This window comes from Umezawaea sp. (genome assembly GCF_057122925.1).
In genome coordinates, this window is record NZ_DBNGPQ010000002.1 from 1 (window position 1) to 21365 (window position 21365).

General features: G+C 71.5%; 17 protein-coding genes. 12 read left to right on the plus strand and 5 right to left on the minus strand.

What is annotated here, in order from left to right:
- Positions 1-78 precede the first annotated feature (78 nt).
- Both AC156L_RS00060 and AC156L_RS00065 read right to left on the minus strand, forming a co-directional pair.
- Positions 79-558 (minus strand): hypothetical protein, encoded by a 480-nt coding sequence (locus AC156L_RS00060; protein ID WP_330883455.1) that lies wholly within the window; start codon positions 556-558, stop codon positions 79-81.
- 4 nt (positions 559-562) lie between these two features.
- Complete coding sequence (locus AC156L_RS00065; RefSeq protein WP_330883453.1) at positions 563-895, minus strand: hypothetical protein; 333 nt, start codon at positions 893-895, stop codon at positions 563-565.
- Between the two features lie 184 nt (positions 896-1079).
- Between AC156L_RS00065 and AC156L_RS00070 the strand changes: the two genes are divergently transcribed.
- Positions 1080-1772 carry an SMI1/KNR4 family protein gene (locus AC156L_RS00070; protein WP_330883451.1) on the plus strand — a complete coding sequence of 231 codons (693 nt, stop codon included), beginning with the start codon at positions 1080-1082 and terminating at the stop codon, positions 1770-1772.
- Positions 1773-1782: 10 nt separating this feature from the next.
- On the plus strand, positions 1783-2778 hold the full coding sequence (gene rfbB, locus AC156L_RS00075; RefSeq protein ID WP_330883449.1) for a dTDP-glucose 4,6-dehydratase: 996 nt from the start codon (positions 1783-1785) through the stop codon (positions 2776-2778).
- Between the two features lie 599 nt (positions 2779-3377).
- Here the strand turns inward: rfbB and AC156L_RS00080 are convergent.
- Positions 3378-5813 carry a hypothetical protein gene (locus AC156L_RS00080; RefSeq protein WP_330883447.1) on the minus strand — a complete coding sequence of 812 codons (2436 nt, stop codon included), beginning with the start codon at positions 5811-5813 and terminating at the stop codon, positions 3378-3380.
- Positions 5814-5957: 144 nt separating this feature from the next.
- Here AC156L_RS00080 and ahcY point away from each other — a divergent pair, with 144 nt between their 5' ends.
- Positions 5958-7430 (plus strand): adenosylhomocysteinase, encoded by a 1473-nt coding sequence (ahcY, locus tag AC156L_RS00085; protein ID WP_330883445.1) that lies wholly within the window; start codon positions 5958-5960, stop codon positions 7428-7430.
- 132 nt (positions 7431-7562) lie between these two features.
- Here the strand turns inward: ahcY and AC156L_RS00090 are convergent, their stop codons facing one another.
- The gene (locus AC156L_RS00090) at positions 7563-8549 is read right to left on the minus strand and encodes a hypothetical protein (RefSeq protein ID WP_330879572.1); all 987 of its coding nucleotides are present in this window, start codon (positions 8547-8549) and stop codon (positions 7563-7565) included.
- A gap of 161 nt (positions 8550-8710) precedes the next feature.
- On the opposite strand from AC156L_RS00090, the gene AC156L_RS00095 reads away from it, so the two are divergent.
- From AC156L_RS00095 to secA, 7 genes are all read left to right on the plus strand, one after another.
- Positions 8711-9355: a dTMP kinase gene (locus AC156L_RS00095; protein ID WP_330879573.1), complete on the plus strand. Its 645-nt coding sequence runs from the start codon at positions 8711-8713 to the stop codon at positions 9353-9355.
- A 272-nt stretch (positions 9356-9627) separates the two neighbouring features.
- The gene (mtrA, locus tag AC156L_RS00100; RefSeq protein WP_259627158.1) at positions 9628-10305 is read left to right on the plus strand and encodes an MtrAB system response regulator MtrA; all 678 of its coding nucleotides are present in this window, start codon (positions 9628-9630) and stop codon (positions 10303-10305) included.
- A 19-nt stretch (positions 10306-10324) separates the two neighbouring features.
- Complete coding sequence (gene mtrB / locus AC156L_RS00105) at positions 10325-12238, plus strand: MtrAB system histidine kinase MtrB (protein ID WP_330879574.1); 1914 nt, start codon at positions 10325-10327, stop codon at positions 12236-12238.
- Positions 12235-13986 (plus strand): LpqB family beta-propeller domain-containing protein, encoded by a 1752-nt coding sequence (locus AC156L_RS00110; protein ID WP_330879575.1) that lies wholly within the window; start codon positions 12235-12237, stop codon positions 13984-13986. The genes mtrB and AC156L_RS00110 overlap by 4 nt, the downstream gene beginning before the upstream one ends.
- Positions 13987-14023: 37 nt before the next feature.
- Positions 14024-14686, plus strand: a complete 663-nt coding sequence (locus tag AC156L_RS00115; protein ID WP_330879576.1) for a ComF family protein — start codon at positions 14024-14026, stop codon at positions 14684-14686.
- A 576-nt stretch (positions 14687-15262) separates the two neighbouring features.
- Entirely contained in the window at positions 15263-15949 is a 687-nt protein-coding gene (gene hpf / locus AC156L_RS00120; protein WP_330879577.1) for a ribosome hibernation-promoting factor, HPF/YfiA family, read from the plus strand.
- 279 nt (positions 15950-16228) lie between these two features.
- Positions 16229-19087 (plus strand): preprotein translocase subunit SecA, encoded by a 2859-nt coding sequence (gene secA, locus AC156L_RS00125; protein WP_330879578.1) that lies wholly within the window; start codon positions 16229-16231, stop codon positions 19085-19087.
- A gap of 635 nt (positions 19088-19722) precedes the next feature.
- Here the strand turns inward: secA and AC156L_RS00130 are convergent.
- The gene (locus tag AC156L_RS00130) at positions 19723-20151 is read right to left on the minus strand and encodes an Rv3235 family protein (RefSeq protein ID WP_414720066.1); all 429 of its coding nucleotides are present in this window, start codon (positions 20149-20151) and stop codon (positions 19723-19725) included.
- Positions 20152-20205: 54 nt separating this feature from the next.
- On the opposite strand from AC156L_RS00130, the gene AC156L_RS00135 reads away from it, so the two are divergent.
- Both AC156L_RS00135 and AC156L_RS00140 read left to right on the plus strand, forming a co-directional pair.
- Positions 20206-20616, plus strand: coding sequence for an HAD-IA family hydrolase (locus tag AC156L_RS00135; RefSeq protein WP_330879579.1), 411 nt, complete (start codon positions 20206-20208; stop codon positions 20614-20616).
- Between the two features lie 36 nt (positions 20617-20652).
- Positions 20653-21144 carry a cysteine hydrolase family protein gene (locus AC156L_RS00140; RefSeq protein ID WP_330879580.1) on the plus strand — a complete coding sequence of 164 codons (492 nt, stop codon included), beginning with the start codon at positions 20653-20655 and terminating at the stop codon, positions 21142-21144.
- The last annotated feature ends 221 nt before the right edge of the window (positions 21145-21365 follow it).

Sequence of the window (21365 nt, forward strand, 5' to 3'; positions counted from 1 at the left end):
CGGGGGTGAACCCGCCCGCCGGCTGGTGCCCCGCGGGTGGGGGGGGCTCCCGCGTGGGGGGAGCCGACCACACCGCCGTCAGCCCGTCCTGGCCCTCAGCGCGGTCCACACACCGCTCTCCGGAGCCGGGACGTGCACCAGGATCTCCGCCGCCTGGCCCGGATCCACCCGCGCGACCAGCGCCGCCAGCTCGTCGGGCAGGGCGTCGCCGGGCAGCCAGTGCAGGCCGTGGTCCTCCTTGACCAGCGCCGAGAGGACGGCGGCCTGCGGCAGTTCCGCGGCGTGCCGCAGGTGCACGCCGACCTCCTTGATCAGGTCCGACCCGTGCCGCCGCGGTCGCTTGCCCTCCAGCAGGGCGAGCGCGAGGTAGTAGTGGGCGTGGAGGTTGCGCGGCTCGTTGCGCACCACGTCCTCCAGGCTCCGCCGCGCCTCCGCGTGATCACCTCCGGCCAGCGCCTTCAGCCCGACCGCGAGTCCGTCCCAGTACGGGACACCGATCCGGTCGACCACGCTGTCCGCGTGCCGGAGCAGCCACTGCTCGTCGGGTAACTCGCGCACGCCGTCAGCCGGTCAGCGTCATGACGACGCCCTCGATCACCGCTACCACCGTCGGCGCGCCCGCGGCGATGCCCTTGGCGTCGACCAGGTCGGCCTCGATCCGCTCGACCCGCGGGGTCGGTGCGAGGGCCTCCGCGTTGGCCGAGTCGACCACGGCCGCCAACCTCGATCCGGCGGCCTGGTCGAGGTCGTGCGTCCCCACCGCCCGGTCGACCAGCGACCGCAGGGCGGTGAGTTGTGCGAGCACGCCGGGGTCGAGCTCCCGGCTGTCGGACCGGCTCGGAGCGCCATCCCGGACGTCGTTGTCCTGCTCTGTCCCGATCGTGAATTCGGCCATCCGCTGCCGCACTCCTCGTGCTCTGTGTGTCTGGGCGGTCGGTTCATCGAGCCCGATCGACACCGTGTTACGCCGAGTTCATCGAAACTTCAGAAATTGCCCCGTTCGGGTAAATCCGCCCCGAACGGCGGCATCCGGTGGGGTCACGGCCCGCGCGCCCACCGCGCTTCGTAGGGTTCGGGCCGTGTCGATGGGATCCGCCCTGCTCCGTGCGCTGGACGACCGGGCCGCCGCGTGGACGTTCGTCCGGGACTTCGCGGCCGGGTGGGTGGCGCCGCTGACCGACGCCGACGGGGTCGACGACGCCGAACTCGACGCGGCCGAGGCCCGGCTCGGGCTGCGGTTGCCCGCCGCGCTGCGCGAGGCGTACCGGCTGTTCGGGCGGCGCGAGGACCTGACCGCCAACCAGGACCGGTTGCTGCCGCCGGACGAGCTGTCCGTCGAGCACGGGATGCTGGTGTTCCGCGAGGAGAACCAGTGGGTCGCGCGCTGGGGCGTGCCGGTGGAGGACCTGGAGCGGGACGACCCTCGGGTCGTGGTGCGGGTGAGCCTGGCCGACCCGGACGCGGACCCGATCAGCCCGTGGCTCGACCGGCTGTCGGTGGCGTTCGTGGAACTGGTGCTCAGCGAGTCGCTGTTCGTGCCGGAGGAACTCTCCTGGGGCGACGAGGTGACCGCCGACGAGGTGGCGCTGGTGGAGCGGTGGGCCACGCGGCTGCCCCTGCCGGACTACCCCGCGGACGGGGGCAGCCGGTGGTTCACGGGTCCGGACGTGCTCGTGCGGGTGGACGGAGGGGAGTGGCTCTGGGTCCGCGCCCGCACGGAGGAGGCGCTGGACGGGTTCACCGACGCGCCGGAGGAGTGGCTCCGTCGGTAGCGTCGTCGCCATGACGACCCTCCTCGTGACCGGAGCCGCCGGGTTCATCGGATCGCACTTCGTCCGCCACTGGGTGCGCGAGCACCCCGCCGACCACGTGGTGGCGCTGGACGCGCTGACCTACGCGGGCACCGAGACCAACCTCGCGGACGTGCGCGACCGGATCTCGTTCGTGCACGCGGACATCGCCGACGCGGAGCAGGCCCTGCGGGAGCACGGGGTCGACGTGGTGGTGAACTTCGCGGCCGAGTCGCACAACAGCCTGGCCGTGCTGGACCCGGCGCGGTTCTTCCGCACCAACGTGCTGGGCACGCAGGCGCTGCTGGAGGCCTCGCGGCAGGTCGGCGTCGAGCGGTTCCACCACGTGTCCACGTGCGAGGTCTACGGGGACCTGGCGCTGGACGCGGAGCACGCGTTCACGGAGGAGTCGCCGTACCGGCCGCGCACGCCGTACAACGCCAGCAAGGCAGGCGCCGACCACGCGGTGCGCGCCTACCACGAGACGTTCGAGCTGCCGATCACGATCACCAACTGCGCCAACAACTACGGCTCGCACCAGTTCCCGGAGAAGGTGCTGCCGCTGTTCACGACCCGCGCCCTGGACGGCGATCCGCTGCCCGTCTACGCGTCGAAGGACAACCGCCGCGAGTGGATCCACGCGCTGGACCACGTGCGGGCCATCGAGGCCGTGCTGGACCGGGGCCGCGTCGGCGAGACCTACCACGTCGGCACGGGCGTGGAGGCGAGCGTCGAGGAGCTGGCGGACCTGGTGCTGGACGAGCTGGGCCTGTCACCGGACCTCAAGCGCGAGGTGCCGGACCGGCCGGGCCACGACCGGCGCTACCTGCTCGACTCGACCAAGATCACGCGTGAGCTGGGCTGGGAGCCGCAGGTCCCGTTCGAGCGCGGGATGCGGGACACGGTCCGCTGGTACGCGGAGAACCGGGCCTGGTGGGAGCCGCTGCGCGACCGGTCCCCCGTGGTGGAGAACGCCTGGACGACGTAGTGGCGCAGCGGCCGCACCGGTGTGCGGGGTGTTGCCGGTGCGGCCCGCCGGGCCGGGGTTCCGACGTCGATCGCGGGGGAGTCGCGTACGCCGCGAGCGCCGAGAGCACCACGACCAGGATCGTCGACGGCACGGTGTTGAGGAACGACTTCAGCACCGTCCGGCTGGCCGGCAGGCCCTCGCGGTTCTCCAGGGTCAGCGGCGCGGGCGGCTGGTGGAGACCGTCCACCAGCCGCCCGCGTTGGTGCCGGTCCCGTCGCGCGGCGACGACACAGCAGGCCGAACACCGGCATCGGTCAGAACAGCGCCGCGGGGGGAGCGGCCGTAGCCGGTCGGTCCGAAGTGGACGGTGTCACCAGACCTCGTCCAGCAGCCGGGCGCAGCCGATCAGGCCTGGGGGCGAGTGCACCTGCGGCCGAACAGCTCCGACCTCCGCGCCGGCGCCCGCCGGCCCGGACGGGGAGCGCCCGTCGCCGACGTGCACGACCGCGGTGGTGCCGATGCGCTGGCGCGGCAGGGCGACGGCCCGACGTCGTCCCCTCGCCTCGGGACCGGAACACGGGTCGGGGGAGGCGGCGGTCGCCGCGCACGACCGGACCTCAGGGTGATCGGGGTTCCGAAGGCTGCGGGAGCGGTTTCACCAGGTTGTCGGGGAGCACGGCCCTCCGCGCGACGGGCAGGGCGGGCAGCGAACCGCTCAGCGGCTCGTCGGGGGAGTCGACCCGGCTGAGCCCGGCCGCGATGGCCACGGCCCGGTCCCACTCGGGGTCGGCGGTGTAGTCGGAGTGGCCGCACACCCCGGAAGCCCAGCGCCTGCCGGGGAACGGCCCGCGCGCGGGGTCGGGCAGCCAGTGGTCGCCGCCGAGCACCAGCGCGCCGTTCGGACCGCGCACCGCGGGCGGCAGCGCGCCCTCCGTGCCGTCGGGGAGGTAGCCGACGCCGAGCAGCATCCCGTCGAACACCTGCCTGCCCCACGTCGTCACGGCGCCCCCGAGCGGGTCCGTGCCGCGGCACAGCGCGCGCCACCGGCCGTCGAGACCACCCGCGAGCGCGGCCAGCGAGCTGTGCGGAACGACGGCCGGGAACGCCCTCGGGTACGCCCACTGCAACTGCGACCCCGCGGTCAGCAGGCCGACGCGTTCGCGGTCCTCGGGCGGCAGCACCTCCAGCAGCCGGGCGGCGGCCACGGCGACCAGCAGGCTGCCCTGGCTGTGCCCGGTCAGCACCACGCGGGTGCCCCGGTCCTTGAGGTGCTCACGGGTGCGCGCCACCAGTTCCGGCACGACCTTCAGCGCGTAGCAGGGCGGCACGACGGGGTGCGCCTCGCGCGGCCAGAACGACGCGATGTCCGCGAGGATCCCGAGCCGCCGCCCGGACTGAGGCCTGCGGGCGGCCAGCCAGACCGCGCGCAGCAGCGCGACCGCGAGCAGGCCCAGCACGACGACCCCGAACGCGGAGAGCGGTTTCGTCCACGCGGCGGGCTCGACCCGCCGCAGCCGCAGCGCGATGGCGGGCACGGCGCCCGCGACCAGCACGGCCGCGAGGATCAGCAGCACGTGGTGGCTGTGGTTGCGCTCCCACCGGGCCCACCACCACGCCTTCGACGCCAGCTCCACGTCGCGCGCCCGACCGGAGTGCAGCAGCGACGCCTCGCGCCCCCACTCCCGGTCCCGGCGCAGCGAGTTCCAGCGGACCACGCCGGTGGTCGCGACGACGAGGAGCCCGGCGAGCAGGCCGAGCACGCCCGCGACGCCCCACAGCAGCGAGATGTAGCCGTAGCCGATGGGCAGCGGCAGCCCGCCGCCGAGCAGCCACCGCGCGGTCAGCGCGACCCCGGCGCCGAAGCCGCCGCCCAGCAGTCCCGCCACGGCGAGCACCGGCGCGGCCATCCACCCGCCCGCCCACGGCCGCAGCTCGCGCGGCTGCGCCGACCACGCCGGGCGCGCCAGCAGCGCGGCGGGCACCAGCAGGAGCCCGAACAGCACGCACACCAGCACCAGCAGCGCGGCGAGGACCTGCACGCCGACGTCCACGCCCGGCATCCGCGGCGGCAGGTGCGTGACCAGAGCGCCCGCCACGACCAGCAGCACGCAGGCTCCGAGCACCAGCCCGTGACGGCGGCGGTGTCCCGCGGCGGCGCGCAGCCAGCGGCCACCGCGGTGCGGGGCGCCGCCCGTCGGGTCGTCCAGCAGCATCACGCCGAGCGCGGACACCGCGACCAGCACCAGCCCCAGCACCCACGCGACCGTGATCGCCGCGCCGTGCCCGCCGGGCGCCACCAGCGGGCCGAGCGGACCGCCGAGCACGATCACCACCACCGCCCCGAGCGCGGCGACGACGTGCAGCGACCGCAGCGCCGGGGTGTCCGGGTCGGTGGCGACGTGCGCGCCGGGCAGCACGGACGCCCCCGGCTCGTCGTCGCGCTCCGGCCGGTCGACGCGCCAGTCCACGGTCGACAGCCGGGCCAGCACGAGGACCAGCAGGGCGACGGGCACGAGCCCGACGGCCGTTCGGACCCACGGGACCGTCCGCAGCGACGCGGGCACCGCGTCGGCCAGGCACGCGGAGCCCGGCGCGAGGCACTGCGCGGCCAGCAGGTCCAGCGTCACGACCGCCGTCTGCGCCACCAGCAGCACGGTGAGCAGCAGCGCGGCCAGCCGCAGCAGCGACCGCAGACCGATCCCGAGCAGGTGCGCGGGCGTGCTGCGCTCCGGCACCGGCGGCAGCATCCAGTGCGCCGCGTTCGCCAGGCTGAACGGGAACAGCACCGCCCACGAGGCCCTCGCCCAGCCGCCGGACGTCATCGCGCCCCACACGTAACCCTCGACCACCCGCGTGACCGGACGCCCCTCGGCCTGGAGCACCGGGCCCGGCCCCGGCCTGCGCAACCGGTCGGCGGGCCGCACGATCCGACCCAGCCCGTCACCCGCCACGTCGACCGCGGCCACCGCGTCCACGAGCGAGTGCGGGGTCGTGCCCTGCACGCCGTGGACCCGCAACTCGACGACCCGTGTGTCGGGGCCTGGAATGAGCATCGTCGGTCCTAACTGCAGCTCCGCGTGGTGAGGTCGAAGGGCCATAGTGGGCCATGGGCCACCCGATCACGGCGAACGGACCGGCCCGGCGTGGCGGCGGTAGGGTCGATTGACCCGTTAGTGCTGCTCTGGAGGGAACCGAGGATGACCGCCGACATCGAGGCCGCGAGGCTGCACACCAGCAACGGGCTGGACTTCGCCGTGGCCGATCTGTCGCTCGCCGAGTTCGGCCGCAAGGAGATCCGGCTCGCCGAGCACGAGATGCCCGGCCTGATGGCGCTGCGCCGCGAGTACGCCGAGGTGTACCCCCTCAAGGGAGCCCGTGTGTCCGGCTCCCTGCACATGACCGTGCAGACCGCCGTGCTGATCGAGACGCTCGTGTCGCTGGGCGCCGAGGTCCGCTGGGCGTCCTGCAACATCTTCTCCACCCAGGACCACGCCGCCGCGGCCGTCGTCGTCGGCCCGCACGGCACGCCCGAGGAGCCGAAGGGCGTCCCGGTGTTCGCCTGGAAGGGCGAGACGCTGCCCGAGTACTGGTGGGCCACCGAGAAGATGCTGACCTGGCCCGACGGTGGCCCCAACATGATCCTCGACGACGGCTGCGACGCCACGATGCTCGTCCACAACGGCGTGCAGTACGAGAAGGCGGGCGTCGTCCCGCAGCCTGACGAGAACGACTCCGAGGAGTGGACCGTCGTCCTCGACACGCTGCGCGCCTCGCTCGCGGCGGACTCCTCGAAGTGGACCAAGATCGCCGAGGGCATCCGCGGCGTGACCGAGGAGACCACCACCGGCGTCATGCGGCTCTACCAGCTCGCCGCGGCGGGCACGCTGCTGTTCCCGGCGATCAACGTCAACGACGCGGTCACCAAGTCGAAGTTCGACAACCGCTACGGCATCCGGCACTCGCTGGTCGACGGCATCAACCGCGGCACCGACGTGCTCATCGGCGGCAAGGTGGCCGTGGTCTGCGGCTACGGCGACGTCGGCAAGGGCGCGGCCGAGTCGCTGCGCGGCCAGGGCGCTCGGGTGGTCATCACCGAGATCGACCCGATCTGCGCGTTGCAGGCGGTCATGGACGGCTACGACGTCAAGCGCCTGGAGTCGGTGCTCGACACCGCCGACATCGTCATCACGACGACCGGCAACAAGGACGTCGTGACCGCCGAGCACATGGCGGGCATGAAGCACCAGGCGATCCTGGGCAACATCGGCCACTTCGACAACGAGCTGGACATGGCGGGCCTCGCCCGCTACCCCGGCGTCCAGCGGATCAACATCAAGCCGCAGGTCGACGAGTGGGTCTTCCCGTCCGGCAAGTCGATCATCGTGCTGTCCGAGGGCCGCCTGCTCAACCTGGGCAACGCCACCGGCCACCCGAGCTTCGTCATGTCGAACTCCTTCTCCAACCAGGTGATCGCGCAGATCGAGCTGTTCACCAAGCACGAGGAGTACGACAAGGAGGTCTACCGCCTCCCCAAGGTCCACGACGAGAAGGTGGCGCGCATCCACCTCGCGGCCCTCGGCGGTGAGCTGACCAAGCTCACCAAGGAGCAGGCCGAGTACATCGACGTGGACGTCGAGGGCCCGTACAAGTCGGACCACTACAGGTACTGAGCCGACCGCGGGCCCCCGCGGGGCCGCGTCGGCAGGTCGTTCGAGTCGGGTGGTGACGAGGTCTCCGCCCGACTCGAACGACGTCGGGGCCGAACTGCCCGCTCGCGCCGTCCCCGGAGGAGCGGCCGTGCGTCAGCTCCACTCGACGGAGACACCCGCCGTGCCGGGGCCCACGTCGCTGAAGTAGGCGCTCACCACCCCACCGAGCCCGCACACCAGTTCCTCCACGTCGACCGGCGTCGCCGTCGGTCCGCTGCGGAACTGCTTGGTGCACCGGGCGGGCAGCGCCCGGCGGTGGAAGCCCAGCTGCACGAGGTAGCTGCGGCACGGGTCGCGGAACGTGCGGTGGTGGCCGGGCGTGGGGCCGCCGGTGTCGTCCACGACGGTGTAGCTGAAGACGTGCTCCTCGCCCTCGGCGAGCCGCCGGTCGAACAGCAGTTCCACCGCCAGCCCGCGCGACGCGGCCTGCCTGCGCAGCCGCCCCTGCCGACAACCCTCACCCGGACGGATGGCGGCGCTCTCGATGTGGCTGCCCTCGTCGCCCTGGTGCACGGCCAGGTAGCGGTCGGGTCCGGCGCGCAGCGCCCTGACCACCAGCCGGGTCGTCACGGCGCGCTGCTCGTGCCTGCCGCCGACCAGCACGGCGTCGTGCACGCACAGCACCTCCAGCCCCGCGTTCGACCTCGACGACTCGGGGATGGCGTCGAACTCCGACGGCAGCGGCACGGTGTCCGCCCAGGCCGACGCGAGTTCGGCGAACGCCGAGGGCGTCGGGCGGACGTGCGGTGGGTGGCGGGGGCCGATCAGCGCGGTCAGCGAGTCGGTCGGCAGCTTCAGGACGACCTCCAACGCCCGCACGGTCGGGATCGCCCTGGGCACTTCCGGGTGACGGAGACCCCGTTGCCAGTAGCTGAGCGTCGATTGGCCCACCTGCACGCCGAGCTGCTCGATGTGCGCCCGCAGCCGGGCCAGGGAGAGCCCCCGGTGGGCGATGGCGTCGCGCAGGGCCCGGTGGAACGGCCCGTAGCGGAGCGTTTCGGCAAGTGAGGCGGGCACCTCTCCGGTCGGGAGGCCGGTCGGCTCGTCAGCCGGACCGGCGTGCCCGAAGTCCGCGGTCACCGCGGCACCACCTTCCGCACGCCGAAGTGTTGGTTCACCGTAGTCACTCGATCTGGTGACCGGAAGATCCTGTTTCACCCATGTGGGTTACAGGCTTGGGACGGTTACGGCGTTCGCCTGCGTCCGGCGGTGACGGACCGCCGCACAACTAGGGTGGGCAGGTGGGAAAGCTCGTGGTTATCGAGGGACTTGACGGTGCGGGCAAGCGGACCCTGGCGGGTGCGCTGACCGCGGAGCTGGCCGAGCGCGGCGCGAAGGTGGTGACGGGCGCGTTCCCCCGCTACGAGGAGGACGTGCACGCCGAGCTGGTGCGCGACGCGCTGCACGGCAGGCTCGGCGACCTCACCGACTCCGTGCACGGCATGTCCGTGCTCTACGCGCTGGACCGGCGGGGCGCCGCCGACCGGATCAGGGCCGACCTGGACCAGTACGACGTGGTGCTGCTGGACCGGTACGTCGCGTCGAACGCCGCGTACGGCGCCGCCCGGCTGGGCCAGGGCGCTCGGGGCGAGTTCGTGGAGTGGGTGCGCGCGCTGGAGGTCGACCGGTTCGGGCTGCCGGTCCCGGACCTCCAGCTGCTGCTGAGGGTGCCGACGGCGGTCGCGGCGGACCGCGCGGCCCGGCGCGAGGCGTCCGACGCCGACCGCGCCCGCGACCTCTACGAGTCCGACGACGGGCTCCAGCAGCGCTGCGCCGCGGTCTACGACGACCTGGCCGCCGACGGCTGGCTCGGGCCGTGGGAGGTGCTCGACGGGTCGGCGGACGTGACGATCACCCCTGTCGTGGATCGCCTGTTCGGTCCCTGATCGTCACGCGGTGTTCACCTGCCAGGCCAGCGTTGACCCCGGCCTTCTAGACCGTAAGAGTGGGTTTTCGCGAACGGTTCGGGACCTTCGGTAACGAATAGTGAGCGTGCCGCGTATTAGTCCGAGACAACCGCTCAGCGGCGCTAACAGGGCGAGGTGGCCTGGTGGAACGACGGCACCAGATGGTTACGGATCGAACCCGCGCGACGACCAGCAGCGATGATCGCTGGGCGGTGCGCGAACGGCCGACCGTCAGTGCAACGATGTCGGGCATGAAGGCACGTGTGCTGGTGGTGGACGACGACCCCGCGTTGGCGGAGATGCTGACCATCGTGCTGAGGGGTGAGGGCTTCGACACCGCGGTGGTGGCCGACGGGGCGAGGGCCCTGCCCGCGCTGCGCGAACTCAAGCCCGACCTGGTCCTGCTGGACCTGATGCTGCCCGGCATGAACGGCATCGACGTGTGCAAGGCGATCCGCTCGGAGTCGGGCGTCCCGATCGTCATGCTGACGGCGAAGAGCGACACCGTGGACGTGGTGCTGGGCCTGGAGTCCGGCGCCGACGACTACGTGGTCAAGCCGTTCAAGCCGAAGGAGCTGGTCGCGCGGATCAGGGCGCGGCTGCGGCGGACCGAGAACGAGCCGGCGGAGACGCTGGCGATCGGCGACCTGAGCATCGACGTCCCAGGGCACGAGGTGCTGCGGGAGGGCAAGCCGATCCAGCTCACGCCGCTGGAGTTCGACCTGCTGGTGGCGCTGGCGCGCAAGCCGCGCCAGGTGTTCACCAGGGAGGTCCTGCTGGAGCAGGTCTGGGGCTACCGGCACGCGGCCGACACCCGGCTGGTGAACGTGCACGTCCAGCGCCTGCGGTCCAAGGTCGAGCGGGACCCGGAGCACCCGGAGGTCGTGCTGACCGTCCGCGGCGTCGGGTACAAGGCCGGTCCTCCGTGATGTCCGGGGGGAGCCGGGGATGACGTGGCTCACGCGGCTGCTCCTCCCCGCCGTCCGCAACGGGCGGCGGGTGGCGGAGCAGGCGCGCAGGCGGTGGCTCGCGTTCGGCGAGCTGTGGCGGCGGTCGTTGCAGCTGCGGGTGGTGGTCAGCACCCTCGCGCTGTCCTCGGCCGTCGTCTTCGTGCTGGGAATGGTGCTCCAGATGCAGATCACCAACCAGCTGCTGGAGACCAAGACCAACGCCGCGATCCAGCAGACGAAGGCCAGCGCCGCCGCGGTGCAGCCGGACCTCCTCGGCCTCAACCCCGGCCCGGACACCGTGCGCACGCGCTTCCTCAGCGCCGTGAACAAGCTCAACACCGCCAGCTCCGGCCAGGACGTCGCGAGTTCCGGGGCCGGCGCGTTCGAGCCCGTCTTCGACGACGCGGGCAACATGGGCGTCGACGGCCAGCCGAACTCCGTCGGACCGTACTGGGAGGTGCCCGAGGGCCTCGCCAAGATGGTCCAGAGCGGCTTCTCGGGCAGCCAGATCACCACCGTGGAGCGCGAGGCGGGCCCCACCACGCTGCTCGTCGTCGGCGTCCCGGTCAGCACGTCGGCCCGCGCGATGCAGCTCTACCTGCTGTTCCCGCTGACCAGCGAGCAGGCCACGGCCGAGGTCGTGCAGAACACCCTCATCGTCGGCGGGCTCGTCCTGCTCCTGCTGCTCGCGGTGATCGCGAACCTCGTCACCCGGCAGGTCGTCCGCCCGGTCCGGCACGCCGCCGAGGTCGCCGAGCGGTTCGCCGACGGCAGCCTGGACGAGCGGATGGCCGTGGTCGGCGAGGACGACGTCGCGAGGCTCGCCCAGTCCTACAACGAGATGGCCGAGAGCATCCAGGAGCAGATCCAGCAGCTGGAGGACTTCGGCCAGCTCCAGCGCCGCTTCACCTCGGACGTGTCGCACGAGCTGCGCACCCCGCTGACCACGGTCCGGATGGCCGCCGACGTGCTGCACGCCTCGCGCGAGCAGTTCCCCGGCGGCCTGGCCCGCTCGACCGAGCTGCTGGTGGACGAGCTGGACCGGTTCGAGTCGCTGCTCGGCGACCTGCTGGAGATCAGCAAGCTCGACGCGGGCGTCGAGGAGCTGGCCGCCGACCCGGTCGACGTCCGGGTGCTCGCCCGCCGCGCCCACGACGCCGTGCGGGCCATCGCCAAGGGCAACGGCACGACGATCGTCATGGACATGCCGGACCACGACGTGACGGCCGAGCTCGACTCCCGGCGCGTCGAGCGGATCCTCCGCAACCTCCTCGCGAACGCCGTCGACCACGGCGAGGGCCTGCCGGTCGAGCTGACGGTCCGCAGCGACGGCAACGCGGTGGCGATCACCGTCCGGGACCACGGCGTCGGCCTGCGCGCGGGCGAGGCCGAGCTGGTGTTCAACCGCTTCTGGCGCGCCGACCCGTCCCGCAACCGCCGCACCGGCGGCACCGGCCTCGGCCTGTCCATCAGCCTGGAGGACGCCCGCCTGCACGGCGGTTGGCTGGAGGCGTGGGGCGAGCGCGGCCACGGCGCCCTGTTCCGCCTCACCCTGCCGTGCACGCACGGCCGCGAGATCACCAGCAGCCCCCTGCCGCTGCGCCCGGTCGACGCGCCGGAGCACGTCGTCGGGTCGGACGCGGACGACGCGCCGGAGCAGGTGGAGCTGACCGAGTCCGAGATCACCTGGCAGCCCGCGCAGCCGGTCGGCGACATCGAGCCGGACGAGCAGCCCGCCGTCCAGGAGCCGTCGGACGTCGAGCCGCCGAAGCTCGCGTGGGACTCGGAGAAGGAACCCGTCAAGATCACCTGGGACTCGGAGAAGGCGGTGGACGAGCCCGTCCGGCGGTCCGCCCACCCCGTCGGCGGACTCGACGCGACCGAGCCCTCCGAGCGCGAGGAGGCGCGGTGAAACGGCGCTCGCGAGTGCTGGCCCTGCTGGTGGCGCTGCTCCCGCTGGCGGGCTGCGCGGCCATCCCGACGCAGACCTACCCGAAGCCGCTGGGCCCGTCCGCGGCGCGCCAGACGTCCGTCGAGGCCCCGGAGCCCCAGAAGGACCTGGACGCGCTCCAGATCGTCCGCGAGTTCATCCTGGCGTCGGCCAACCCCGAGGTCGACTACGCCGCCGCGAAGGCGTACCTCACGCCGGACGCGCGGAAGTCGTGGAACACCAAGGGCACGCCGACGATCATCGACAACGCCTTCAACACCGTGCCGAGCACCGGCGACGCCGACCTGCCCGCGGACGCCAAGGAGCGCACGGTCCAGCTGCTGGGCCGCAACGTGGGGCGGCTGGAGCTGGCGGACAGCTCGTTCGTGCAGCAGGGCGGTGACCTGAACGAGCCCGTGCGGGTCCAGCAGGTCGACGGGCAGTGGCGCATCTCGACGCCCCCGGTCGGCGTGCTCGTCACCATCGCGGACTTCACCCGCAACTACCAGCGCGTGGTCCTGTTCTTCTACGACAAGGACCGCAACGTCCTGGTGCCGGACCCCCGGTTCGTGGTCATCCCACCCGCGAGCGGCATCCCGCAGCGGGTGGTCGAACTGCTGGTCAAGGGCCCGTCGAGCGCGATGCGCGGCGCGCTGTTCAGCGAACTCGGCCCGGACGCGGGCATCAACAAGAACACCGCCGAGGCCAACGACGGCGCGCTGGAGGTCGACCTCACCAGACTGGGCGACCCGAGCCCCGCGGTCCGCAAGAAGATCGTCGCGCAGGTCGTGCGGTCCCTGGCGGGGGTCACCAGCAGCCGGGTGCGCGTGCTGCTCGACGGCGACGTCATCTCCACGGAGAAGCCGGACTGGCGGCCCGCCGACGTGCAGTCCGGCGAAGCGCTGATCACCCCGACGGCCGAGGAGCGCGGCATGGTCGCCACCGGCGGCAAGCTCCTGTCGCTGCCGGAGGACGCCCAGGTCAAGGGCCCCGCGGGCACGGGGGAGTACAACGTCGTCAGCGGTGCCCAGTCGCTCGACGGGTCGCAGCTCGCCGTCGTGAGCCGCACCGGCCCGAACGCCGTCCGCCTCCGCGTGGGTCCGGCCGAGGAGGCGCTGCGCGAGGTCGAGCTGCCCGCGGCCAGCCTCACCAGACCCACGTGGATGCCCGGCAACACCGTCGGCCAGCCCGGCACCGAGGTGTGGACGGTCGCCGACGGCACCAACGTGGTCCGCGTGGTCCGCGGCGAGGGCGGCGCGCTGAGCGCCAACTCCGTCAACGCCACCGAGCTGACCGGCTTCGGCCACATCGAGGAGCTGCGGCTCTCCAGGGACGGCACGAGGGCCGCCGTCGTCGTGAGCGGCAGGCTCTTCGTCGTCGCGGTCGTCCGCGGCGAGGACTCCTCGATCGCCCTGCGCATCCCGAGGCCCCAGCCGACCTCGCTGGACGGCGTCGTCAAGACCGTCGACTGGCTGGCCCAGGACGTGCTGGTCGCGGGCACCTCGCTGCCCAACAGCCCGGTGGTCCGGCTCAACATCGACGGCCTGAAGATCGAGCGCTACAACACCTCGAACCTCACCGTGCCCATCACCTCGATCGCCGCCGCGCCCGGCCGCCCCATCCTGGCCCTGGACCGCTCCGGCCTGTGGAGCGCCAGCGAGGTCGGCGACGTCTGGCGCGGCAACCAGGTCAAGCCCGAGTCCACCGGGTACGTCTTCTACCCCGGCTGACCGGGAACTGTCGGTGTCCGGGAGCACCCTCGACCCCGTGCTCACCCAACTCCTGGACCTCGTCCTCCCACCCCGCTGCGCGGGGTGCGGCGGCCCAGGGGCGTGCTGCCCCGCCTGCCTGGCGGAGTTCGGCGCCCCGACCCGCGCGCACCTGCCCGGCCGCCCCGCCTACGCGCTGGCCGACTACCGGGGCGCTCCCCGCGACCTGGTCCTCGCCTTCAAGGAGCGGGGCCGCCGCGACCTCGCCACGAGCCTGGGCGCCCTGCTCGGCCGGGCCCTGCGCTCCGTCCCCGAGGCCCGTCCCGACGCCGACGGCACCTGGTGGCTGGTCCCGGCCCCGTCCCGCCGCTCGGCCAGCCGCAGCCGGGGCGGACCCCACGTGCTCCGCCTGGCCCGAGCGGCGGCCGCGAGCGCCGGTGTCCCGGTGGCCGTGGCCCCCGCGCTCGTCCTCACCCCCGGCACGCGCGACTCCGCGGGCCTCTCCGCCGCGGCCCGCCGCGCGAACCTCGCGGGCCGCGTCCGCCTGACCGGCGCGCTGCCCCCGCCGGGCACCGGCGTGGTCCTCCTCGACGACGTGGTGACGACCGGGGCCACCGCGGCGGAGTGCGCCCGCGTCCTGCGCACCGCCGGGGTCGGGGTGAACGCCGTCCTCGCCCTCACGTCCGCCGCCGCCCACCGGTGGTGGTCACCACCGGGTTGACCCGCTCGACCGGGGCGGGTAGCGGCGCGGGTGCGGTGAATCCCGTTCACCCCGGGCTACGAAGATCCACTCCAAGATCAGGTAGTTCAAACCACCCGCAAGAGTGACGCCGGATAAACATCGACAATGGATCGGATCTATTCCGCTCGGCCGGGAACCTGGCGCCCACGTCGGCCGTTGGCCGGACATGACGTCCATCCGGAGCCGGAACACGGCGGTGACTCAGCCGAGTGGTCTGCGGCGCGCGCTGCGCCATCCGGGTGAGTCCGCGGCGCCGCGCGCTGCCGGCCGTGCCCCCGGTGGCACGGCCAGTGGCCAGTTTCGGTCGCGGAGCGTGACAGGGCGTTTTTCTCCGAGTTCCCCCGCCCCGGGGGCTGTCGCTGAGATGAATACCGGGCTAACGTGCTGCGCTATCAGCGTTCCCGGCCCGGTGGGGAAGGAGGCGAAAAGCCCATGACCCTGGCGCCGGAAGACTTGTTGAGGACGACCCTCAGCGACAATCCGCGACTAATGTTCGCGTTTCCGGTGCCGCACTGATCCAAGCCACAGCTCGCAGCAAAGCGAGGGAGGTCGTGTATGGACATCGTCGTTAAGGGCCGCAACGTCGAGGTGCCCGATCACTACAGGGTGCACGTGACGGAGAAGCTGGCCCGGCTTGAGCGCTACGACCGCAAGGTCATCCGCTTTGACGTGGAACTCTTCCACGAGCCGAACCGCAGGCAGGCGAAGAACTGCCAACGGGTCGAGATCACCGGCAAGGGTCGCGGACCGGTCGTCCGCGCCGAAGCCTGCGCAGGCGACTTCTACGCCGCGCTCGACTCGGCGGTCAGCAAGTTGGAGAACAGCCTGCGCCGATCCCATGACAGAAGGCGCGTACACCACGGGCGACGCGGCCCGACATCCGTCGCGGAAGCGACCAGTGGCCTCGGGGCCGTCGTCACCCCCACCGACACGAACGGGTCCGCGCAGCGCGCGCGGCTCGGGCAGACAGCTCTGCTCGACGCCCCCGACCCCTCGGACGACTACGCGGGTGTGGCCGAAGTTCCTGCTCAGCAGCGCTGGGACGACGTCGAGGACAACCTCCCCGGCCGGATCGTCCGCGAGAAAGAGCACCCGGCCAAGCCGATGACCGTCGACCAGGCCCTCTACGAGATGGAGCTGGTCGGCCACGACTTCTTCCTGTTCGCGGATTCCGACTGCGGCAGGCCCAGTGTCGTCTACCGGCGGAAGGGGTTCGACTACGGCGTGATCCGGCTCGCCTGACCGGTTCGACCGCCCATCGACCTTCGACCGAGATCCCCCGGAGCACCCGCTTCGGGGGATCTCGGCGTTTTCGCGGCACCAAAGCGCACCCTCGACCGTTGTACCGTCGTGCGCGGCGCATCCGGGGACCTGTCACAGCGAGTTCTGGACCGGTTCCTGCCTGTGTCGGTGCACACAGGTCTCGCTCTTGCCTACGATGTCGGCTAGAGCGGGCTTCTCGAGCCTGGTGGAAGGCGCCCTGAACGGGCGCGTCGCGATGAGGTAATGAGGTCGACCCGGATGGTGCTGTCCCGACTGCTCCGCGCTGGCGAGGGCAAGATGCTCAAGCGCCTGCGCAACATCGCAGCGCACATCAACAACCTGGAAGACGAAGTCGTAGACCTCACGGATGCGGAACTCCGGGAGAAGACGAACGAGTTCCGCAGGCGCTACGCCGACGGGGAGTCCCTCGACGAGCTGCTTCCTGAGGCGTTCGCCGTCGTCCGCGAAGGTGCGAAGCGCACGCTGGGCCAGCGGCCCTTCGACGTGCAGCTCATGGGTGGTGCGGCGCTGCACCTCGGGCAGATCGCCGAGATGCGCACGGGTGAGGGCAAGACCCTGACCTCGGTGCTGCCGACGTACCTCAACGCCCTGGCGGGCGAGGGCGTGCACGTGATCACGACCAACGACTACCTCGCCAAGCGCGACGCGGAGTGGATGGGTCGTGTCCACCGCTTCCTCGGCCTCACCGTCGGCGTGATCCTGTCGGAGCTGACGCCGGAGCAGCGCCGCGTGGCGTACAACGCGGACATCACCTACGGCACGAACAACGAGTTCGGCTTCGACTACCTGCGCGACAACATGGCGTGGAGCCTGGACGAGTGCGTGCAGCGCGGCCACTACTTCGGCCTGGTCGACGAGGTCGACTCGATCCTCATCGACGAGGCGCGCACGCCGCTGATCATCTCCGGCCCCGCGGACCAGTCGTCGCGCTGGTACCAGGAGTTCGCCCGGCTCTCGCCGCTGCTGAAGAAGGACGTCCACTACGAGGTCGACGAGCGCAAGCGCACCGTCGGCATCTCCGAGGTCGGCGTGACCTTCATCGAGGACCAGCTCGGCATCGAGAACCTCTACGAGGCCGCGAACACGCCGCTGGTCGGCTACCTGAACAACGCGCTCAAGGCCAAGGAGCTCTTCACCAAGGACAAGGACTACATCGTCCGCAACGGTGAGGTCATGATCGTCGACGAGTTCACCGGCCGCGTCCTGGCCGGTCGGCGGTACAACGAGGGCATGCACCAGGCCATCGAGGCCAAGGAGCGCGTGGAGATCAAGGCGGAGAACCAGACCCTCGCCACGATCACGCTCCAGAACTACTTCCGCCTGTACAAGAAGCTGGGCGGCATGACCGGTACCGCCGAGACCGAGGCGGCCGAGTTCCACCAGACCTACAAGCTCGGCGTGGTGCCGATCCCGACGAACCGCCCCGCGCGCCGCGACGACCAGCCCGACCTCGTCTACAAGACGGAGGAGGCGAAGTTCGAGGCCGTCGCGGACGACATCGCCGAGCGCCACGAGAAGGGCCAGCCGGTCCTGATCGGCACGACGAGCGTCGAGCGCTCCGAGTACCTGTCGAAGCTGCTGGTCCGCCGCGGCATCCCGCACGAGGTGCTGAACGCGAAGCACCACGACCGGGAAGCGCTCATCATCGCGAAGGCGGGCCGCAAGGGCGCCGTCACCGTCGCGACGAACATGGCCGGTCGAGGCACCGACATCGTGCTCGGCGGCAACCCGGACATCATCGCCGACCACGAGCTGCGCGAGCGCGGCCTCGACCCGGTCGAGGCCCCGGAGGAGTACGAGGCCGCCTGGTCGAAGCTGATCGAGGAGGTCACGCGCGACGTCAAGGCCGAGGCCGAGGAGGTCCGCGAGGCCGGTGGCCTGTACGTGCTCGGCACCGAGCGCCACGAGTCGCGCCGCATCGACAACCAGCTCCGCGGTCGTTCCGGCCGCCAGGGCGACCCCGGCGAGTCCCGGTTCTACCTGTCCTTGAAGGACGAGCTGATGCGGCGCTTCAACGCCGCCATGGTCGAGACCGTGATGACGCGGCTCAAGGTGCCGGACGACGTGCCGATCGAGCACAAGATGGTCACCAGGGCCATCCGCAGCGCTCAGACCCAGGTCGAGCAGCAGAACTTCGAGATCCGCAAGAACGTCCTCAAGTACGACGAGGTGATGAACCTCCAGCGCAAGGTCATCTACGCCGAGCGCCACCGCGTGCTCGACGGCGAGGACCTGCGCGAGCAGGTCGAGCACATGATCACCAGCGTGATCGAGGAGTACGTCGACGGCGCGACCGCCGACGGCTACTCGGAGGACTGGGACTTCGAGCAGCTGTGGACGGCGTTGAAGACGCTGTACCCGATCAAGCTCGACTGGAAGCAGCTCGTCGAGGGCGACGACGACATCACCCGCGAGTCCCTGCGGGAGACGTTGCAGAAGGACGCGCTGGAGGCCTACCAGGCTCGCGAGGCCGACATCGACTCGCGCGTCGGGCCGGGTGCCATGCGCGAGCTGGAGCGCCGCGTGCTGCTGTCCGTGTTGGACCGCAAGTGGCGCGAGCACCTGTACGAGATGGACTACCTCAAGGAGGGCATCGGCCTCCGGGCGATGGCCCAGCGCGACCCGCTGATCGAGTACCAGCGCGAGGGCTTCGAGATGTTCAACAGGATGTTGGACGCCTTGAAGGAGGAGATGGTCGGCTTCCTGTTCAACCTCCAGGTGGAGGCGGCAGAACCGGAACCGGTAGCCGCACCGCCCATCCCGGTGTCGCTGAGCAACGGCGCCGGCCCGCTGACCGGCAGCCGAGCCCGCGCGCGCGCCGCAGCGGCCAGCGAGGCCCCCGCCCCCGCTCCGGAGGCACCGGCGGGCCCGGCGCTGGCACAGCTCTCGGCCGGCTCCGCGATCCCCCCGGCGCTGCGCGGCAAGGGGCTGGACGAGCCGGGCAGGCAGCGCCTGAGCTACTCCGGGCCCAATGAGGACGGAGAGGCCGAGGCGCGCGACGCCGAGGCGGGCGACGACACGGCGGGCACCCGAAAGGAACGCCGCGCGGCCGCCAGGGCCCAGGCCAAGTCGGCCAGGAAGGGCCCGCGCAGGTAGGGCTTTCAAGAGCGAGTCAGCGAGAGGGCCGTTCCCGATGGGGACGGCCCTCTCGCTGTGAATGGTGGGGGCCCGTGGTTCGAACTGGAGGCCGAGGCGCTTGAGCTGCGAGGTCGAGTGCTCAAGCCCTGGTAACCGGGGCTGAGACCAAGGGCGGAGCCCGACCCTCCCTCCACCGCGGCAACGACACTGGACCACCTTTTCCACCGCGGCAACGAACCCCACCCACAACCGCCAAGCATCCCTTCCCCACCAGCCCCACCACCCAACCCGGAGCCCTCAACCACCCCAACCCTCCGCCGCCCCGGTCCCACAGCGCCCTCGCGGTTTCCGGAGTTTGTCAAGGCATCTTTTCCGCCTTGACAAACTCCGGAAACCGTACGAGACGATCGCGCGACCGGGGTGGTGGAGGGGGGCCCACGCCCCCGGATCACACAGCGATGAGAACCCGGGCCACCGCCACTCCCAGCGGTGGTGGCCGATGTGACTCGGGGACCCCTGGATTTTGACCCTTTGATCGGGCTGAAGGGCAGGTGGTGTCAAGCAGCCCGATCAGCGAGGGCAAGGATCAAATCCCCGACTGAAATCGGCCACGCTTCAGAGAAGACCCCGACCCGCCTTGGTCGGCCCGCACTCTATTTGATTACTTTGAAGACCGTGCACGTCCAGTGTCCCCCCGTGTGTTCCAGTCTCGCGACCAGTGCGTGCACCCTGTTGTTTCTGGTCAACGTGCCCGATATCTCCGCCGCCGTCGGTGCCACTCGGCACAGGCGGATTCTGCCGAGGCGTACGCGCCCTGTCTCCACCGGCAGTTCTCGTGCTGCCTTTTCGTCCATCAACCCTATGAGTTGTCGTGGTGCTCGGCGGCCGTCCAGGGCTTCCGCCACGAACGTGAGTATTCTGCGTGCGTCTTCCTCGGTCAGGCGGCGTTCCGGTGCTGTTCGCATCGCCGGTATTTCCGTGTTCGCTCGTGGTGGCGGTTGCAGCGACCCCAACGTTCGCAACTGGGACGGCACATCGACTCCTGTGGACCTGGTGATCTGTCGCAGGTACCGAGTGCCCATCGCTCCGAACCGGACCGTGATCACCCGATCCGGTGAGCGGCGTAGGTTGCTCCTGTGCTGCGTGGACTGGTGTTGGACTTCGGTGGGGTGCTCACCGACTTCGGTGATGGGTTCGCCGTCGAGCCGCCGTTGTTGACGGTTGTTCGGGAGGTTCGGGCGCGCGGGTTGTCCACCGGGCTGCTGTCCAACGCGGACGGGTTGTGGGCGCCCCCCGCCGAGTGGGACGGGTTGTTCGACGTCGTGGTCGTGTCCGGCGAGGTGGGGTTGGCGAAGCCCTCCGCCGCGATCTACTCGTTGACCGCCGAGCGCCTCGGCCTGCGGCCCGAGGAGTGCGTGTTCGTCGACGACCTGGCGGTCAACGTGCGGGGTGCGGCGGCTGTCGGGATGGTGGGGGTGCACCACACGTCCATTGCGGTCACTGTTGGCGAACTTGCTGTGCTGCTTGGGTTTCCGCTGCTACCCTGAAGATCAACTCATCATGACGTCAGGTGGTTCAAGCCCTTGCTCAGCGCTCGGTCAGTCCTGGTCCTGGTGGAGCCGCAGCAGCGGATCCTCGACATGCCCCTCGCCCCGATCGGGGGTTCGGCCGTGGTGGACGCGGTGGTCCGGCTGCGCGACGCGTTCGACCGGGCCGCCGCGCCGGTGGTGATCGTGCGGCACCTGCGCGGCGACGGCGCCGACGACGTGGTCGAGTCGCTGGAGCCGGGGCGCGGTGAGCACGTGGTGACGAAGACCGGGGTCGACGCGTTCAGCGGTACGCGGCTGGTGTCGGACCTGCGGGACATCGGGGCGAAGTCGGTGGTGATCGCCGGGGTGTCCACGAAGCACGGTGTCGGCGGCACGGCGGCCAAGGCGTTGGCCCTGGGGTTCGAGGTGACCGTGGTGTCCGACGCGACCGCGAGCGCGTCCGTCGAGGAGCACCAGGCGACGCTGTGGCGGCTGAACGAGGACGGGGTGGCCGTTCTGACGGTCGACGAGGTCCTGGCTCGCTGACACCCTCCGTGAACCGAGCGCGGTGGTCGGGTGCACCCGCGCGGAGCGCGTTGTTCTGCTAGGGGCATTCCGGATGTCCGCACCGGTCACAGCCCGCGAGAGAACCCGCCCCTTTTCGGTCATTGTCCGTCATCACCGCGCCTGCGTAACGTCAACGGCGTCGACGGTTGAGGTGAAGGGGGCGAACAGGTGAACACCAGTCACGAATTGTGCGGTTCCAG

What these genes read in the sequence shown, in the direction of transcription:
- AC156L_RS00065 (WP_330883453.1), bottom strand. Translation starts at nt 895, where the DNA reads ATGGCCGAATTCACGATCGGGACAGAGCAGGACAACGACGTCCGGGAT.
- rfbB (WP_330883449.1), top strand. Translation starts at nt 1,783, where the DNA reads ATGACGACCCTCCTCGTGACCGGAGCCGCCGGGTTCATCGGATCGCAC.
- AC156L_RS00080 (WP_330883447.1), bottom strand. Translation starts at nt 5,813, where the DNA reads ATGCTCATTCCAGGCCCCGACACACGGGTCGTCGAGTTGCGGGTCCAC.
- ahcY (WP_330883445.1), top strand. Translation starts at nt 5,958, where the DNA reads ATGACCGCCGACATCGAGGCCGCGAGGCTGCACACCAGCAACGGGCTG.
- mtrA (WP_259627158.1), top strand. Translation starts at nt 9,628, where the DNA reads ATGAAGGCACGTGTGCTGGTGGTGGACGACGACCCCGCGTTGGCGGAG.
- mtrB (WP_330879574.1), top strand. Translation starts at nt 10,325, where the DNA reads ATGACGTGGCTCACGCGGCTGCTCCTCCCCGCCGTCCGCAACGGGCGG.
- hpf (WP_330879577.1), top strand. Translation starts at nt 15,263, where the DNA reads ATGGACATCGTCGTTAAGGGCCGCAACGTCGAGGTGCCCGATCACTAC.
- secA (WP_330879578.1), top strand. Translation starts at nt 16,229, where the DNA reads ATGGTGCTGTCCCGACTGCTCCGCGCTGGCGAGGGCAAGATGCTCAAG.
- AC156L_RS00130 (WP_414720066.1), bottom strand. Translation starts at nt 20,151, where the DNA reads ATGGGCACTCGGTACCTGCGACAGATCACCAGGTCCACAGGAGTCGAT.